The sequence below is a fragment of the Proteus vulgaris genome (assembly GCF_016239305.1).
GTDB classification, from domain to species: Bacteria; Pseudomonadota; Gammaproteobacteria; order Enterobacterales; family Enterobacteriaceae; genus Proteus; species Proteus vulgaris_C.
The window spans coordinates 120543-137012 of record NZ_JAEHOQ010000010.1 but is presented as its reverse complement, the minus strand read 5'-3'; the positions used below and the strand labels follow the sequence as shown (position 1 = coordinate 137012).

Below are 16470 nucleotides of genomic sequence, written 5' to 3'. Positions count from 1 at the left end.
TAAGGAACAGCCGCCAACTGGCGGTTGTTCATTAATGAACCTCTCGCCACTCAATAGTAATCACATGTTCTGATATTGCTTTTCCCTCAAAAGTAACAAATGTATCAATAGCGGCAATTAACGTATCATTATAATAAATCAAAGGAATTCGTGTTCTACGCCAAGGTGCAACATCAAGCTCTTGCCAAATCTTTTTACTATGCCGAGCATGTTCTCGTCCAACAATACGTAAAGACGCTTGTGTCAGGCCAAAACGAACAGTGACTTTTTCATCTTTTGAAGGTGCTCTAACAGTATTTTTTCCTGTTTCAGTTGTTAGTGATAAAACCCCTAATCCACTAGGTAAAGACAGTGATTGAGTAAGTGGCCATTCAATGATTTTATTAACAGGATCATCAATCATTGGTACGAGATAAAGCCGTTGTTTATAACGTCTCACTTCGTCTTGATAAAATTGTAACTTAGGTTCCGCATCGGCTTTAGCTAAAGCAACCTCCTGCCATAATCGTAAAATTTGTTGTCTAGAGGGCATGGTTTTATTATGTTGAGCAAACCAACGCCTCAATAACGCATTACGCTTTATCGCACTACAAAGAGCAAGTTGCTTGATATCTAAACTTTGCTCGCTATCCATTAAAGCATTAAGTTCTGACTTCAACAGCTCATCCAATAAGGCTTCTTGTTCACCACACAGTGCCGCACTACGAGTCACCGCTTGTGAAAAATGAGGCCAACGTTGCGTTAATAATGGCATAACTCGTAAACGTAAAAAATTGCGATCATAGCTGTCGTCTTGGTTACTATCGTCTTCAATCCACGTTAGCCCTTGCTCAGTAGCATAAGATTCAATTTCTTCACGAGTAATATTAAGTAATGGTCGAAGCAAATAGCTATGCTCAAATACCATTTTAGCTGGCATTGAGGAAAGCCCTGAGGGGCCACTACCTCGCTTTAACGCCAGTAAAAAAGTTTCAGCTTGATCATCTTGATGTTGAGCCGTAACTAACACTTGTTGTGGTTGTAAATTCTGACGAAAAGCTTGATAACGAGCTTCTCTAGCACCATTCTCAAGCCCTCCATCTTTAGGATTGACACGAACTTTTTCACTAATGAATTTTACCTGCCATTGCTGACAGCATTGTTCACAATGAGTAAGCCAATCATCTGCTTTGATATTTAATCCATGATGAATGTAGATAGCCGTTAATTCTAAAGGTAATTGGAATTCATCACGTAAACGTACAAGCCCCTGTAATAAAACGGTGGAATCTACTCCGCCACTAAAGCCCACCAATATTTTGATGTGAGGATCAATGTGCTGTTTGATTTCTTTAAGAAGTGAGCCGTATTCCTGTTTCATCGCTTTATCATTTATCAGTGAATGCAGGTGATTATGTTAAGCTTTTCTCGCTGATTTTGCACGAGTACAAAATATTCCTATAAATAAAACAAAATGTAACTCTATTATGCAAACAACAAGAGAAATAGAAATAAGGCAAATATGAAGTTATAAAGAAATTAAAGAAGTAAAAAGCAGAATAACCATTATTCTGCTTTCTATTGAAAACAGAATTAAGCTGTAAAACCGCCATCAACCAAATAAGAAGCCCCTGTGACAAACGAAGCTGCGTCACTAGCCAAAAATGCGACAACATTAGCCACTTCCTCTGGTGTACCGAGACGCCCAATAGGATGTAATGTCGCTAACTTTTGTTTATCTAATTTACGACCATCCAGTAAAGGTGTATCAATATAACCAGGGCAAACTGCATTAACACGAATACCTTTGTTTGCATAATCAATAGCAAGTGTTTGTGTCAGTAATTTGACTCCGCCTTTTGATGCACAATAAGCAGGAAATTCGTGCTGCCCGACAAAAGAACAAATTGAACTACAATTAACAATTGCGCCTGACATTTTGTTTTTTAGCCAATATTGAATTGCTGCTCGATTAATCAAAAAGAGTCCATTTAGATTAACATCTAAAACACCCTTCCATTTTTCATACTCTAATTTATCAGCAATGTTATCTGTTAAAACACCCGCATTAGCAAATACAAAATCCATTCGTCCATACTTATTTACAACATAATCAATAAGTTGTTTATTTTCCTTTTCACTCGCCACATCCATTTGTACAAACTCACTGGCATATCCTTTTTCTTTTAGGTGTTTTTCTGCTTTTTGTCCTCGCGCTAAATTACTACCAGTAATAACAACAGATGCACCTAATGATAAAAATTTTTCCGCAGAGGCTAAACCAATACCGCTATTACCACCTGTAATAATCCCCACTTTGCCACTAAAAGATATCATCACTTTATCCTCATTAAAGATTAATTGCCCTATAAAATGATAGATATGACTTATTATTCTTTTAGTGAAAAAGTGAATTTATATTAGTTTTGAGACCGAGTTAACATATTGATATATAATACATTATAGTTAGTATCACAGATTATAATTATTTCGATAGAGATAGTTTTAAATGGTTAAGTAAAAAAAAACCTCATGTAATCAACATGAGGCTCATCAGAATTTATTCAAATATTATGATATCAGCAGTAGCCGTATTCCATTAAACGTTGGTAACGGCGATTAGTCAGCTCTTCTGAATCAAATGCATCTAATTCTTTTAAATCAGATTGGATTTGTGCTTTTAATGAAGCCGCAATTTCGTCATAGTGACGATGAGCGCCACCTAAAGGCTCAGGAATAACATTATCAATCAGTTTGAGCTCTTTTAAGCGGTTTGCTGTAATTCCCATTGCTTCTGCTGCTAATGGTGCTTTGTCTGCGCTTTTCCAAAGAATAGAAGCACAACCTTCCGGTGAAATAACGGAATAAGTGCTGTATTGCAACATATTCACTTTGTCACCTACGCCAATAGCTAATGCACCACCAGAACCACCTTCACCAATGACAGTACAGATGATTGGTACACCAAAACGCGACATTTCACGTAAGTTACGTGCAATCGCTTCTGATTGGCCACGTTCTTCTGCACCAACGCCTGGATAAGCACCTGGAGTATCAATAAAAGTGATAATAGGAAGATTAAAACGTTGTGCCATTTCCATTAAACGAAGCGCTTTGCGATAGCCTTCTGGTGCTGGCATACCGAAGTTACGGCGGATTTTCTCTTTTGTTTCACGCCCTTTTTGATGACCAATAACCATAACAGGACGGCCATCTAAACGCGCAATGCCACCTACAATCGCTTTATCATCAGCATAAGCACGGTCACCTGCTAATTCTTGGAAATCAGTAAAGATACGATGAATATAATCCAGTGTGTAAGGTCTTAATGGATGACGTGCAAGTTGTGCAACTTGCCATGCACCAAGATCAGAAAAAATCTTACGCGTTAGCTCTAGGCTTTTTTCTCTTAAGCGTGAAACTTCTTCATCGATATTAATATCAATTTTTTCATCATGTTGGCTAACTGCGGTTAGCGAATCAATTTTCGCTTCTAACTCGGCAATTGGCTGTTCAAAATCCAGAAAATTAAGACTCATAACATTCCTATTTTAGTCAAATTCTAATTCTACCTGCTCATTACCCAGCAGAGTTCGCAGATCCGTTAAAAGCATATCTGTTGGCGTTACGCGCCAAGTCGCACCAAATCGTAAGCGTGCGCAGGCATCATGCTTTTCAAAATAAAGATGAACCGGTATCGTGCCTGAACGATGAGGTTCTAAAACGCCGCGAAGACGATTTAATAATTGCTCATTAATTTGCCTGTCTGATAACGAGATAGCAAGTCCTCGTGCATATTTTTCACGGGCTTCGTTAATATCCATAAGTTCGCGGACTGTCATTTTAAGCCCACCATTGAAATCATCAAAGCTGACCTGCCCGGTAGCAATTAAAATCTTGTCTTGTTCTAATAAATGTTGGTATTTATCCAATGCATCAGAAAATAACATAATTTCTAAGCGGCCTGAACGATCATCTAAGGTACACACGCCAATTCGATTTCCTCGTTTTGTCGTAAATACTTTAGAAGCGAGCACTAAGCCCGCGACTTTCACCATTTGACCGCGTGGCGTTGGTACTAAATCTTTTAGACGCGTTCCTGCTGCATATCGTTCAATTTCTTTTAAATAACGTGTGATCGGATGACCTGTTAAATATAAACCTAATGTCTCTCGCTCACCTTCTAAAACGACTTGTTCCGGCCATTTAGGTATATTGGCATAAGAACGCTCAACTTGTTCAGGAGCTTCAGCTAACACACCGAACATGTCCGATTGCCCTATTGCTTCAGCTTTAGCATGTTGGTCTGCAGCTTTTAGTGCATCCTCTAATGAAGACATCAAAGCAGCACGATGAGGCCCTAGCTTATCGAATGCGCCTGACATTATCAGTTTTTCCATCACTCGGCGATTCAATTTTTTCGTTTCTGTTCTAGCACAGAGATCAAAAATATCTTTAAAGTGACCGCCTTGCTGGCGCGCTTCTACAATTGCCTCAATCGGGCCTTCACCCACTCCTTTAATCGCACCAATACCGTAAACGATTTCACCTTCATCATTTACGTGAAAATGATATAAACCACTATTAATATCAGGAGGAAGAACTTTTAATCCCATTCTCCAACATTCATCAACCAATCCCACCACTTTTTCTGTATTATCCATATCGGCCGTCATTACAGCAGCCATAAATTCAGCAGGATAGTGGGCTTTTAGCCATAACGTTTGATAAGAAACTAAAGCATAAGCGGCTGAGTGCGATTTATTAAATCCATAACCAGCAAATTTCTCCACTAAGTCAAAGATACGCATGGCAAGTTCGCCATCTACACCGTTTTTGATAGCCCCTTCTTCAAATACAGAACGTTGCTTTGCCATCTCCTCAGGTTTTTTCTTACCCATTGCGCGTCGTAACATATCTGCGCCACCCAATGTATATCCCGCAAGAACCTGCGCTATTTGCATAACTTGTTCTTGATATAAGATAACGCCATAGGTAGGTTCTAAAACAGGCTGCAAGCTCTCATGTTGCCATTTAACATCAGGGTAAGAGATCTCTTCAACGCCGTGTTTACGATCAATGAAGTTATCCACCATACCGGATTGCAATGGTCCCGGACGAAATAAGGCCACTAACGCAATCATATCTTCAAAGCAGTCAGGGCGTAGACGCTTGATAAGATCTTTCATGCCTCGAGATTCTAACTGAAATACCGCGGTCGTTTCAGAACGCTGCAACATATCGAAACTACGCTGATCTGTTAATGGGATCGCAGAGATATCAATAGGTTCAAGTGATTTTTTTTCACGTCGGGCATTAATCATCTCTAATGCCCAGTTAATGATAGTGAGTGTTCTTAACCCCAAGAAGTCGAATTTAACAAGACCTGCATATTCAACGTCATTCTTATCAAATTGTGTAACTGGGTTATTTCCTTCAGCATCACAATAAAGCGGTGCAAAATCGGTAATTTTCGTTGGTGATATAACGACACCACCAGCATGTTTACCAGCATTACGAGTCACCCCTTCTAATTTACGAGCCATATCAATAAGAGATTTAACCTCTTCATCGGCTTCATAAATTTCAGGTAATTGCGGTTCTGCTGCAAATGCTTTTTCTAGCGTCATCCCAGGATCAGGGGGTACAAGCTTCGAAATTCTATCAACAAAACCGTAAGGGTGTCCTAAAACACGTCCAACATCTCGAATAACTGCTTTTGCCGCCATCGTACCAAATGTAATGATCTGAGATACCGCATCACGACCATACATATCTGCAACGTGATCAATCACTCTATCGCGTTTTTCCATACAGAAATCGACGTCAAAGTCAGGCATTGATACACGTTCAGGGTTAAGAAAACGTTCAAAAAGTAAATCAAATTCCAGAGGATCAAGGTCAGTGATTTTGAGTGAGTAAGCGACTAATGATCCTGCACCAGAACCTCGTCCCGGCCCCACAGGAACACCGTTGTCTTTAGACCACTGAATAAACTCCATCACGATAAGGAAGTAACCAGGGAATCCCATCTGGTTGATTACTTTTAACTCTATATCAAGACGTTCATCGTATTCAGGCCGTCTTTTTTGTCGTTCTTCGGGATCTGGAAACAGAAAAGCTAAACGTTCTTCTAAACCTTCTTGAGATTTTTTAACGAGGAAATCTTCAGTACTCATATCCCCTGTTGGGAATTGAGGAAGAAAGTACTCCCCTAAACGAATGGTAACATTACAACGTTTGGCAATTTCAACGCTGTTTTCTAATGCTTCAGGGATATCAGCAAATAATTCACACATCTCTTCTTCTGTGCGCATATATTGCTGAGGACTATAATTTTTTGGGCGCTTGGGATCTGAGAGTGTAAACCCATCATGGATTGCAACGCGAATTTCATGTGCATCAAAATCATCACTATCAAGAAAACAGACATCATTCGTTGCAACAACCGGTAAGCCTTTTTCAGAAGCAAGAGCTACAGCTTCATGCAAATAGCTCTCTTCGTCAGGGCGACCTGTTCGAATAAGTTCTAAATAATAACTATCAGGAAAGTGAGTTTGATAATACTCAAGACATTGATCAACTAAGGCACGATTTCCACGAAGCAAAAACTTACCTACATCGCCCATTCTGCCACCCGAAAGCAACAAGAGTCCTTCTTTATAAGTTGTTAGCCACTCTTGTTTAATAATCGGCCCTGCGGCACCATAACCATGCTTGTAAGCTTCAGAAATCAGTAAGGTAAGGTTTTGATAACCTACATTATTGCGGGCAAGAATAGTAAGGTGAGCATATTCATCACCTAATAATTCTGTTTCTAGGTAAACATCGGCACCAATGATAGGTTTAATGCCTGCACTATGTGCAGCACCATAAAATTTCACTAACCCACACAAGTTAGTGAAATCAGTAATCGCAAAAGCAGGCATTCCCAGCGAAGCCACTTTCTTCACAAGAGGCCCTGTTTTTGCCAATCCATCGATCATTGAATAATCGCTGTGTACCCTAAGATGGATAAAACGAGGATCTGCCATAATATTTAATTACTCTGTGGATTACTTTAAATTTAATGCTCGTTTTACAGGCGCAAAACTTTTTCGATGATAGGGGGTAGCCCCTAATAAGGCCAGTTTTTCCATATGGACAACAGTTGGATACCCTTTATGTTTAGCAAAACCATAATCAGGGTAGAGCTTATCTAACTCTTCCATTTCTCTATCACGAGTGACTTTAGCAAGAATAGATGCTGCGCTGATTTCTTGGACTAAGCTATCACCTTTTATGACTGCTTGAGAAGCCATTGGCAATTTAGGGCAACGATTACCGTCAATCAAAACCATATCAGGAGTAATAGATAATCCTGCAACTGCGCGTTCCATGGCTTTCATCGTAGCCCAAAGAATATTTAACTCATCAATTTCTTCAGGCTCTGCACGACCGATTGCCCAACATAATGCTTTTTCTTTTATTTCGTCATACAGGGCATTACGCTTTTTTTCTGTTAGTTTTTTAGAGTCTGTTAATCCTTCAATCGGGTTTGCCGGATCAAGAATAACAGCGGCCGTCACTACAGCACCAACCAGAGGTCCCCGGCCGACTTCATCAACTCCAGCAATAAGATTTGCTTTTGGATATACAAATTCCATTATTTCTCTGCCAATTCTAATACTGCATTTGCTGCTTGCTCATCCGCATTACAACGAATAGCACTATGAAGTTGTAAAAATATTTCTTTTAATTGATGTACTTTTTCTTCATCCATTAAAAGAGGTAAAAGTTGTTCCGCTAACGCCCTCGGCTCACACTCTTCTTGTAATAACTCTTTGATTATTTCTCGACCAGCTAATAAATTAGGTAATGAAACATAAGGTGTTTTCACTAATTTTTTTGCTAACCAAAAAGTAAAAGGTTTCATACGATATCCAACAACCATGGGACACTTCGTCAGCATACATTCTAATGCTGCTGTACCTGATGCTAATAAGGTTGCATCACTGGCTGTCATCGCTTCTCGAGCCTGTCCATCAAGCAATTGAATGTCAAGTTCAGGAGCGATATCTTGATGGATCTGCTCGAATTGAACACGTCGTTTAGTATTCACCAGAGGCACAACAATATGAAGCGTTGGTATTTGTTGTTTTAGTAACTGTGCTGTTTTTATAAAATCAGCGCTCAGCATCTCAACTTCAGCATGACGACTACCAGGAAGGAGCGCTAAGCAAGAGACATCATCAGGTATTCCTAGATGTTTACGAGCCGATTTTTTATCTGGATTTAAGGCGATTGCATCCGCCATTGTATGTCCAATAAAACGGCAAGGAACCTGATATTTATCGTAAAACGCTTTTTCAAAAGGCAGGAAAGCTAAGACAAGATCTGTCGCTTTACCAATTTTGAAAACACGTTTTTGACGCCAAGCCCACACAGATGGACTGACATAATGAATAGTTTTGATCCCTTTTTGCTTCAAACGACCTTCAAGTGTGATATTAAAATCAGGCGCGTCAATTCCCACAAAGACATCCGGCTTTAATGCTGAAAATCGTTGAGTGAGATCTTTTCTGATCTTTAATAATCTAGGTAAGCGTTCGAGAACTTCAACGATCCCCATAACGGCAAGCTCTTCCATCTCATACCAAGCTTCACAACCTTCAGCTTGCATAAGAGGCCCTGCAACACCGACAAAACGGATATTGGGATGCATTTGTTTTAGAGCGCGGATTAATCCCGCGCCCAAGATATCACCCGACGTTTCACCAGCGACTAAGCCGATAACTAACGGACGCTGAACAGTAGATAATTGGCCTGACAAGGTCATATCCTAATTAGCGAATGATGCCACGGTTAGATTTTGCTGAGTTTTCCAGAAAATCACTGAACAACTTAACATACGGATTATTATTATCTGCAACCAGTTGTCTAATTTCTTCACGAGCTTCTTCCAGTGTTTTACCATTACGGTAAAGAACTTTATAAGCATTACGAATTGCATGAAGATCTTCTTTAGCAAAACCTCGGCGTTTTAATCCTTCAATATTCAGCCCATAAGGGGTTGCGTGGTTTCCTTGTGCAATAACAAAAGGAGGAACATCTTGTGCCACACCTGAACATCCGCCCACCATAACGTGAGAGCCAATTTGACAAAACTGATGAACCGCACTCATACCACCGATAATCACAAAATCACCTAAAGTGACGTGGCCACCGAGTGTTCCGTTATTAGCAATAATACAGCGATCACCAATAATACAATCATGTGCGACATGCGTATTAATCATCAGTAAGTTGTCATTGCCAATTTTTGTGATATTGCCACCTTGGGTTGTTCCTCGATGGATAGTCACACTTTCACGAATAAGGTTACGATCACCAATAATAACTTGTGTTGGTTCACCACGATATTTCAGATCCTGATTAGCTTCACCAATAGAAGCAAATTGGTAAATCTGATTTTCTCGACCAATACGCGTATGCCCATTGATAACAACGTGAGATTTGATATCAGTACCTTCACCAATTTCAACGTTTGCACCAATAACGCAAAAAGGGCCAATGCGAACATTAGCACCAATTACCGCACCCTCTTCAATAATTGAGGAAGGGTGAATGACTGCGGATTTATCTATCATAGGCTAGACCTCACGGCGGCGAGCACACATCATTTCAGCTTCGCAGGCAATTTCCCCATCAACTTTAGCGACGCCTTTAAAGCGAGCAACACCACGGCGTTCTTTAATGAATTCAACTTCTAGGATCATTTGATCCCCTGGTAAGACAGGACGTTTAAAGCGAGCACCATCAATAGCAGCAAAATAGTAGAGCTCACCAGGTTCCAGCTTTCCTACACTTTTGAACGCTAAAATACCCGTTGCTTGTGCCATGGCTTCTAGGATCAATACGCCTGGGAAAATAGGTTTTCCTGGGAAGTGACCTTGAAAGAAAGGCTCATTAAAAGATACATTTTTTACTGCTCTTAGAAATTTCTTTTCTTCAAAATCAAGGACACGATCAACCAATAAGAATGGGTAACGGTGTGGAAGTAAATCTAAAATTTCTTCGATTTGCAGAGTATGATTCTCACTCATTGCAATACTCTTCCTGTCTAATAAAACTGCGTCTAATTAATAATAACACGACCTGCTGTTACTCAAAAAAGTGAGTTAACCCGCAGGTCGCAAAATAGGTAACAACCATCGATGACGTACTTTGTTACTTGTCGCTACTTTCTACTTGACGTTCAAGCGACTTAAGTCTTTTTTGCATTTCATCAATTCGCAACACAAGTGCTGCTGTTTTACGCCATGCTTTGTTCGGTTGTAGCGGAATACCTGAAGAATAAACCCCCGGCTCAGTGATAGGACGCATTACCATACCCATTCCTGTTACCGTTACTTTATCACAGATTTCCATATGACCATTGATAACACTTGCTCCACCAATCATACAGTAGCGACCTATTTTCAGGCTACCCGCCATGATGACGCCCCCCGCAACAGCGGTATTGTCACCAATAATGACGTTATGTGCGATTTGGCACTGGTTATCAATGATAACACCATTACCGATAACTGTGTTATCTAATGCGCCTCGGTCAATCGTCGTGCATGCACCGATTTCGACACGATCGCCAATAACAACGGAACCTAATTGTGGAATTTTGATCCAATTACCACGTTCATTGGCATAGCCAAAACCATCAGAGCCAATAACTGTTCCTGATTGAACTAAGCAATCTTTACCAATAATAACTTCATGATAAATAGATACATTTGCCCATAAACGGCTATTATCGCCGATATGCGTTTTTTTACCAACAAAACAACCTGCACCGATCACAACATTGTCACCGAGGACAACATCTGATTCGATAACGGCATTTGCACCCACTGATACATTTTGCCCTAACTTAGCATCAGGAGAAATCACAGCGCTTGGGTGAATATCTTGAGCTGGTTGTGGGGTTGTATCCATAATCTGCGCCATTTGGGCATAGGCAATATATGGATTTTTTACCACAAGTGCGGCAACCGGGCAGAATGGGAGATCAGCTTCTGTTAATACAACAGCAGCTGCTTGGCATTCAGTTAATTTCTCACGATAGCGACTATCAGAAAGAAATGTAATTTGTTCGCTATTTGCTAGGCTCATTGAAGCAAGACCGGCGATAGTGATATCACCATCGCCGTGTAACTGTGCATTCAATTGCTGAGCAAGATCAGCTAATCGAATTGAAAACATCTATTATTTAACCTGTTTTTGAACCTGAGCAGTAATATCTTTACCGTCTGCGAAATAAGGTACAGTGTTAGCATCTAAAATCACATCATAACCTTCTTTCTTCGCTACTGCGTCAACTGCATCTAATACACGTTTCATGATTTTATTACGTTCTTCAGCTTGACGACGGCTAAAGTCTTGCTCAAAAGCTTGTGCTTTTTGTGCATATGTTTCACGTTTAGCAACCAGATCTTTCTCTGTATTTGCACGTTGTGTTGCATTCATGGTTGGTGCATCTTTTTGATATTTTTCAACAGCGGTCTGTAATGCTTTACCTAAGTTTTGCAATTCAGTATCACGTGATTTGAATTCATTTTCCAATTGTTTCTCTACCGCATCACGGTTAGGAATTTGTTGGAGAACTTGACCGATGTTCACAACACCCACTTTATCTGCGGCTTGAACACCTGCTGACATGGTCAATGCCATTCCTAGGGCAGCGGCACACAACAATTTTTTCACGATTAAACTCCTTAAAACCAAAAATAATTTTTTGTCAGAAATCGGATGCCTTTTTCAACAAAGTGAATCAGACATCAACCTTACTTACATCGCTACCACGTTCTACCAATATTAAATTGGAATTGCTCTGATTTATCGCCTTCGTAATCTTTTATTGGTTTAGCATAAGAGAATACTAACGGACCTAAAGGTGATAACCATTGTAACGCAACACCAGTTGAAACACGTATATCACTTGCACGGCTATAGTCAGGCATACCGGCAGTCCAAGTAGAGTTTGTACTGCTCCAATTGGTATCCCACACTGTACCCGCATCAACAAATACCGACGTTCTGACCGAAGATGAATATTTATCATCTACAAATGGGGTTGGTGTGATCAGCTCAAAACTTGCTACGGCCATTGCATTACCACCGATTGCATCACTCGATGGTTCACCTGGTTTTGGCTTACCATTTGCATCAAGATAAATCGCTTTAGGACCGATATTATTTGAACGGAAACCACGAACGGTGCCAGAACCACCAGCATAGAAGTTTTCATAGAATGGTAATTCTTTACCACCTAAACCATCACCGTAGCCTAAACGACCTTTAAATAGGGTTACCCAAGATTCTTTCTCATCAATTGGGTAATAAGCCATACCGTCCCAAGTCACTTTGTAGTACTTGTTGTCAGAGCCAGGTACAGTCACACGCCCACTTAAGTTACTTCTCACACCCGAAGTTGGGAAGAAACCACGGTTTAAGTTATTAAAGGTCCACCCCAGACTAACAGTATAGTCGTCAGCATTAAAGGATTCACGCTTATCAAAGCCAGGGTTTTCCCCCATACTTTCTAGGTAACGCCACATGGCAACCTGAGGTTCCATACGTGACAGACCATTATGAGTATAGCCTAAGCCAAGACGGGCTGAGTTATATTCATTAATTGGGAAGCCTAAAGTTCCATCAACACCATAAGATTTATTGGTATAACCTGATAAATCAGCGTCATTCGCACGGAAGTCGTTATAGAAAATACGACCACCTAAACTTACACCATTAACGGTAAAATACGGGTCAGTAACAGACAATTCAGCGTAAGTAGAGTAGTCATTTTTACTCGCATTAATAGCAACTGCGTTACCTGTACCTAACCAGTTATCTTGGGTAACACCCACTTGGAAACTCACACCACTTTCAGTACCAAAACCGACACCGAAGTTAAGAGAACCTGTGTTACGCTCTTTTACGCGATAAACAATATCAACCTGATCAGGTGAACCCGGAATACGTTGCGTTTCTGTTTCAACCGTTTCGAAATACCCTAAACGATTTAAACGCTCTTTACCTTGTTCAACTAAATCGCTACCTAACCATGCACCTTCCATTTGACGCATTTCACGGCGTAAAACAGAGTCTTTCGTGATGTCATTACCTGCGAAACGTACTTGACGAACATAAAAACGGTTTCCTGCATCTACGTTTACATGCAGTTTAACGGTTTTATTTTCATCATTAATTTCAGGGTTAGTCATAACACGAGGATAAGCATATCCATAACGACCTAACAGATTTTTAATATCATTTTCTGTTTTAGTCACTTGTGCGCCATTATAAAGAGAACCAGGAGCAATTTGGATAAGCTCTTCAATATCTTTGGTATAGCCCGCCGTATTACCATTGATTTCGGTATTTTCTACCGTGTATTTATCACCTTCTTTCAGGTTAATGGTAATGTAAATCCCTTTTTTGTCTGGCGTTAAGCTGACATTAGTTGATTCAATATCAAAACGCGCATAACCACGATCGAGATAGAAACTTCTTAATGTTTCTAAGTCACCCGCTAGTTTTTGTTTCTGATATTTTTCATCAGCGGCTAAGTTCCACCAAGGCACATCGTCACGTAATTGGAAGCGGTTAACGAGCTCAGCAGTAGAAAACGCTTTATTACCAACAATGTTGATTTGCTGAATTGTTGCTGATACACCTTCTGCAAACACGAGTTTTAAGTCAACACGGTTACGAGGAAGAGGTGTAACAACCACTTTTACAGTTGCATTATATTTACCAACACTATAATAGAAATCTTCGAGCCCTTTTTCGATATTCGCTAACATTGTACGGTCGAGTGTCTCGCCGATACGAATATTAGAAGCCTCAAGATTCTGTTTTAGCATATCTTCTTTGATTGCTTTGTTACCAGAAAAAGTAATGCTGGCAATTGTTGGACGCTCTTTTACTTGAACAATCAGTGTACTTCCGTCACGTAGAACACGGACATCATCAAAGTTTCCTGTCGCAAATAACGAACGGATTGTTCGACTGATATCATCATTGCTAACCGAGTCTCCAACCCGGACAGGCATGTTCAGTAATGCTGCACCAACGGCGACGCGTTGAAGACCTTCAAATTGAATGTCCTGAACTACGAATCCGTCTGAACCGTATGCAGTGGCGCTGCCCAGCAGCAGCGACGCTATAAGCAACTTTTTCATCGCCATCGTTGTTTTGTGTTTTCCTAACCGGTCCCTGCTTACCAATTATAAGCGAGAGAAATCATTGAAAAGTGCAAGTCCCATTAAAAGCATCAGTGCCATAATACCAATACGATAACAGAAATCTTGTACACGCTCAGATACCGGCCCTCCCTTTATCTTTTCGATAACCAGGAAAAGCAGGTGCCCGCCATCTAAGACAGGCAGGGGAAACAAGTTAATGATCCCCAGATTGACACTAATAAGCGCCATAAACATCAAATAATAAACAAACCCAGAATCAGCAGACATTCCTGCGCCTTTCGCGATAGAAACAGGTCCACTAAGGTTAGTTAATTTGACGTCACCAACCACTAACTTGCCAATCATTTTGACAGTTAAACCCATCAACTGCCATGTTTTATCAGAAGCTTCATACAGTGCTGAAAATGGGTTGTATTGTTGCATTATCAAGTATTGCTCATCAGGAGGTAATACTTGTAATTGCGCACCAACTTGCCCTACCTCAGTACCGTCTTTCAGTGCAATAGCTGTCGGTGTAATCGTTAATTCCAATGACGAGCCATTGCGTTCAACAAGAAGCGCCAATGTTTTATTTGGGCTTTGTCGAACAAAATAAGTAAATGGATGCCATGTATCAATTGGCTGACCATCAACTGTAACGATACGATCCCCTGCCTGTAAACCTGCTTTTTCAGCAGCAGAGCCTACCGTTACTTCAACAATTTTCGAGTCTAATCGCGCGCCAACAGGCATAATCCCTAAAGATAAGATGGGATCTTGTTTTTCAGGATCAAAATTCCACTGCTGTAAATTCAGTATATTCTCACTCTCAGAGAGAGAATTTGGATCTGATACAACGAATGAAACCTCTTTGGCACCAATTTTACTGACTAATGCTAAACGAACTGAATTCTGATCAGGCGTTTCGATACCTGCAACGGATTTTAGTTCCATTCCAGGCGTTAATTTTGCTTGTTCTGCGATAGAATTCGGACGAATGTCTGCAATTACAGGTTTTAATGCAGGAACACCTATCATAAAAACAATCCAATAGGCGACGATTGCTAACAAGAAGTTGGCAATAGGTCCTGCTGCAACAACGGCGGCTCGTTGCCCTACCGTTTTATTATTAAATGCTAGATGACGGCGTTCAGGTGGAACCTCACCAACACGTTCATCTAACATTTTTACATAGCCACCCAAAGGTATCCATGCGATAACAAACTCAGTGCCGTGTTTATCTACCTTTCGCCAAATAGCTTTTCCGAAACCGATAGAAAAACGCTCAACGTAGATCCCACAACGCCTAGCTACCCAAAAATGCCCAAACTCATGTACCGTAATCAAAATACCTAAAACGATAATAAATGCGGCAAGATTCCACAGGATACCCATTACTTACCTTTATAGTTTAAAGCCAGAAGAAATCAGGAAGACCAATCCTGCAAAAACTGGGATAGCCGCAGTCAAACTATCAATTCTATCAAGCACACCACCATGCCCAGGTATTAATTGGCTACTGTCTTTTATGCCTGAAACACGTTTAAACATACTTTCAGCCAGATCACCAAATACCGATACAATGACAACAACACCTGATATTAATAATAAATTATTGGGAACTTCAATTACTGGTGCGAAATGAGTAAATAACCATGAAGCCACACCGGCAGTAATTAATCCACCAACTAGCCCCTCAAGAGTTTTGCCTGGAGACACTTTAGGAGCCATTTTATGTTTACCCATTAAGCGTCCAAATGCATAAGCACCAGAGTCAGCAGCCCAAACTAATATCATGACATACAATAACCACCATGCGCCTGTATAAGTGTCAGTGCTATACCCCAACATGCGCAATGCCATCATGCCACAATAAAAAGGAACAATCGTCAATATACCGAACAATAGCTTAATAAAAACTGAATTTTTCCACATATTGGCTGAATTAGGATAACTTACAACTAATAAAATTGCGGCTACCCACCAAATTAAACCAGCCCACAAACCATTTTTAATCATTGGAGTGTCGAGTAGGTGGTCAAAATTGGGTAAAGATAACTGCATAATTAATAACAATGCAGCAAAACCTATCCCTGTTGCAATACGTTTACCTTGAGAATGCCAGCCAATAAATTGCGCCCATTCCCAACCTGCTAAGCCTGATATTGCAATAATCACTAACCCAAAAGCTGCCGGAGGCAGTAGAAATAATGCTGCAATAACAATAGGGATTAAAATTAATGCGGTGATGACACGATACTTAAGCAAG

General features: G+C 40.4%; 13 protein-coding genes. All 13 read right to left on the bottom strand.

The annotated features are described in order from the left end of the window. Nucleotides 1–31: 31 nt before the first annotated feature. Nucleotides 32–1360 (bottom strand): tRNA lysidine(34) synthetase TilS, encoded by a 1329-nt coding sequence (tilS, locus tag JEP40_RS09570; RefSeq protein ID WP_198623374.1) that lies wholly within the window; start codon nucleotides 1358–1360, stop codon nucleotides 32–34. Between the two features lie 212 nt (nucleotides 1361–1572). Further along, the gene (locus JEP40_RS09565) at nucleotides 1573–2316 is read right to left on the bottom strand and encodes an SDR family NAD(P)-dependent oxidoreductase (RefSeq protein ID WP_198623382.1); all 744 of its coding nucleotides are present in this window, start codon (nucleotides 2314–2316) and stop codon (nucleotides 1573–1575) included. A gap of 242 nt (nucleotides 2317–2558) precedes the next feature. Further along, the gene (gene accA, locus JEP40_RS09560; protein WP_198623373.1) at nucleotides 2559–3518 is read right to left on the bottom strand and encodes an acetyl-CoA carboxylase carboxyl transferase subunit alpha; all 960 of its coding nucleotides are present in this window, start codon (nucleotides 3516–3518) and stop codon (nucleotides 2559–2561) included. 12 nt (nucleotides 3519–3530) lie between these two features. Next, nucleotides 3531–7013, bottom strand: coding sequence for a DNA polymerase III subunit alpha (gene dnaE / locus JEP40_RS09555; RefSeq protein ID WP_198623372.1), 3483 nt, complete (start codon nucleotides 7011–7013; stop codon nucleotides 3531–3533). A gap of 21 nt (nucleotides 7014–7034) precedes the next feature. Then, complete coding sequence (gene rnhB, locus JEP40_RS09550; protein WP_198623371.1) at nucleotides 7035–7625, bottom strand: ribonuclease HII; 591 nt, start codon at nucleotides 7623–7625, stop codon at nucleotides 7035–7037. Beyond that, nucleotides 7625–8797 (bottom strand): lipid-A-disaccharide synthase, encoded by a 1173-nt coding sequence (lpxB, locus tag JEP40_RS09545; protein ID WP_198623370.1) that lies wholly within the window; start codon nucleotides 8795–8797, stop codon nucleotides 7625–7627. The genes rnhB and lpxB overlap by 1 nt, the downstream gene beginning before the upstream one ends. Before the next feature lie 7 nt (nucleotides 8798–8804). Next, on the bottom strand, nucleotides 8805–9608 hold the full coding sequence (lpxA, locus tag JEP40_RS09540; protein WP_198623369.1) for an acyl-ACP--UDP-N-acetylglucosamine O-acyltransferase: 804 nt from the start codon (nucleotides 9606–9608) through the stop codon (nucleotides 8805–8807). 3 nt (nucleotides 9609–9611) lie between these two features. After that, nucleotides 9612–10064, bottom strand: a complete 453-nt coding sequence (gene fabZ, locus JEP40_RS09535; RefSeq protein ID WP_006535887.1) for a 3-hydroxyacyl-ACP dehydratase FabZ — start codon at nucleotides 10062–10064, stop codon at nucleotides 9612–9614. A 124-nt stretch (nucleotides 10065–10188) separates the two neighbouring features. Beyond that, on the bottom strand, nucleotides 10189–11217 hold the full coding sequence (lpxD, locus tag JEP40_RS09530; RefSeq protein WP_198623368.1) for a UDP-3-O-(3-hydroxymyristoyl)glucosamine N-acyltransferase: 1029 nt from the start codon (nucleotides 11215–11217) through the stop codon (nucleotides 10189–10191). A gap of 3 nt (nucleotides 11218–11220) precedes the next feature. Then, entirely contained in the window at nucleotides 11221–11718 is a 498-nt protein-coding gene (locus tag JEP40_RS09525; protein ID WP_198623367.1) for an OmpH family outer membrane protein, read from the bottom strand. A gap of 92 nt (nucleotides 11719–11810) precedes the next feature. Next, nucleotides 11811–14204, bottom strand: a complete 2394-nt coding sequence (gene bamA, locus JEP40_RS09520) for an outer membrane protein assembly factor BamA (RefSeq protein WP_198623366.1) — start codon at nucleotides 14202–14204, stop codon at nucleotides 11811–11813. 39 nt (nucleotides 14205–14243) lie between these two features. After that, the gene (gene rseP, locus JEP40_RS09515; RefSeq protein ID WP_198623365.1) at nucleotides 14244–15596 is read right to left on the bottom strand and encodes a sigma E protease regulator RseP; all 1353 of its coding nucleotides are present in this window, start codon (nucleotides 15594–15596) and stop codon (nucleotides 14244–14246) included. Between the two features lie 9 nt (nucleotides 15597–15605). Then, nucleotides 15606–16469 (bottom strand): phosphatidate cytidylyltransferase, encoded by an 864-nt coding sequence (cdsA, locus tag JEP40_RS09510; RefSeq protein ID WP_198623364.1) that lies wholly within the window; start codon nucleotides 16467–16469, stop codon nucleotides 15606–15608. Between the last annotated feature and the right edge of the window lies 1 nt (nucleotide 16470).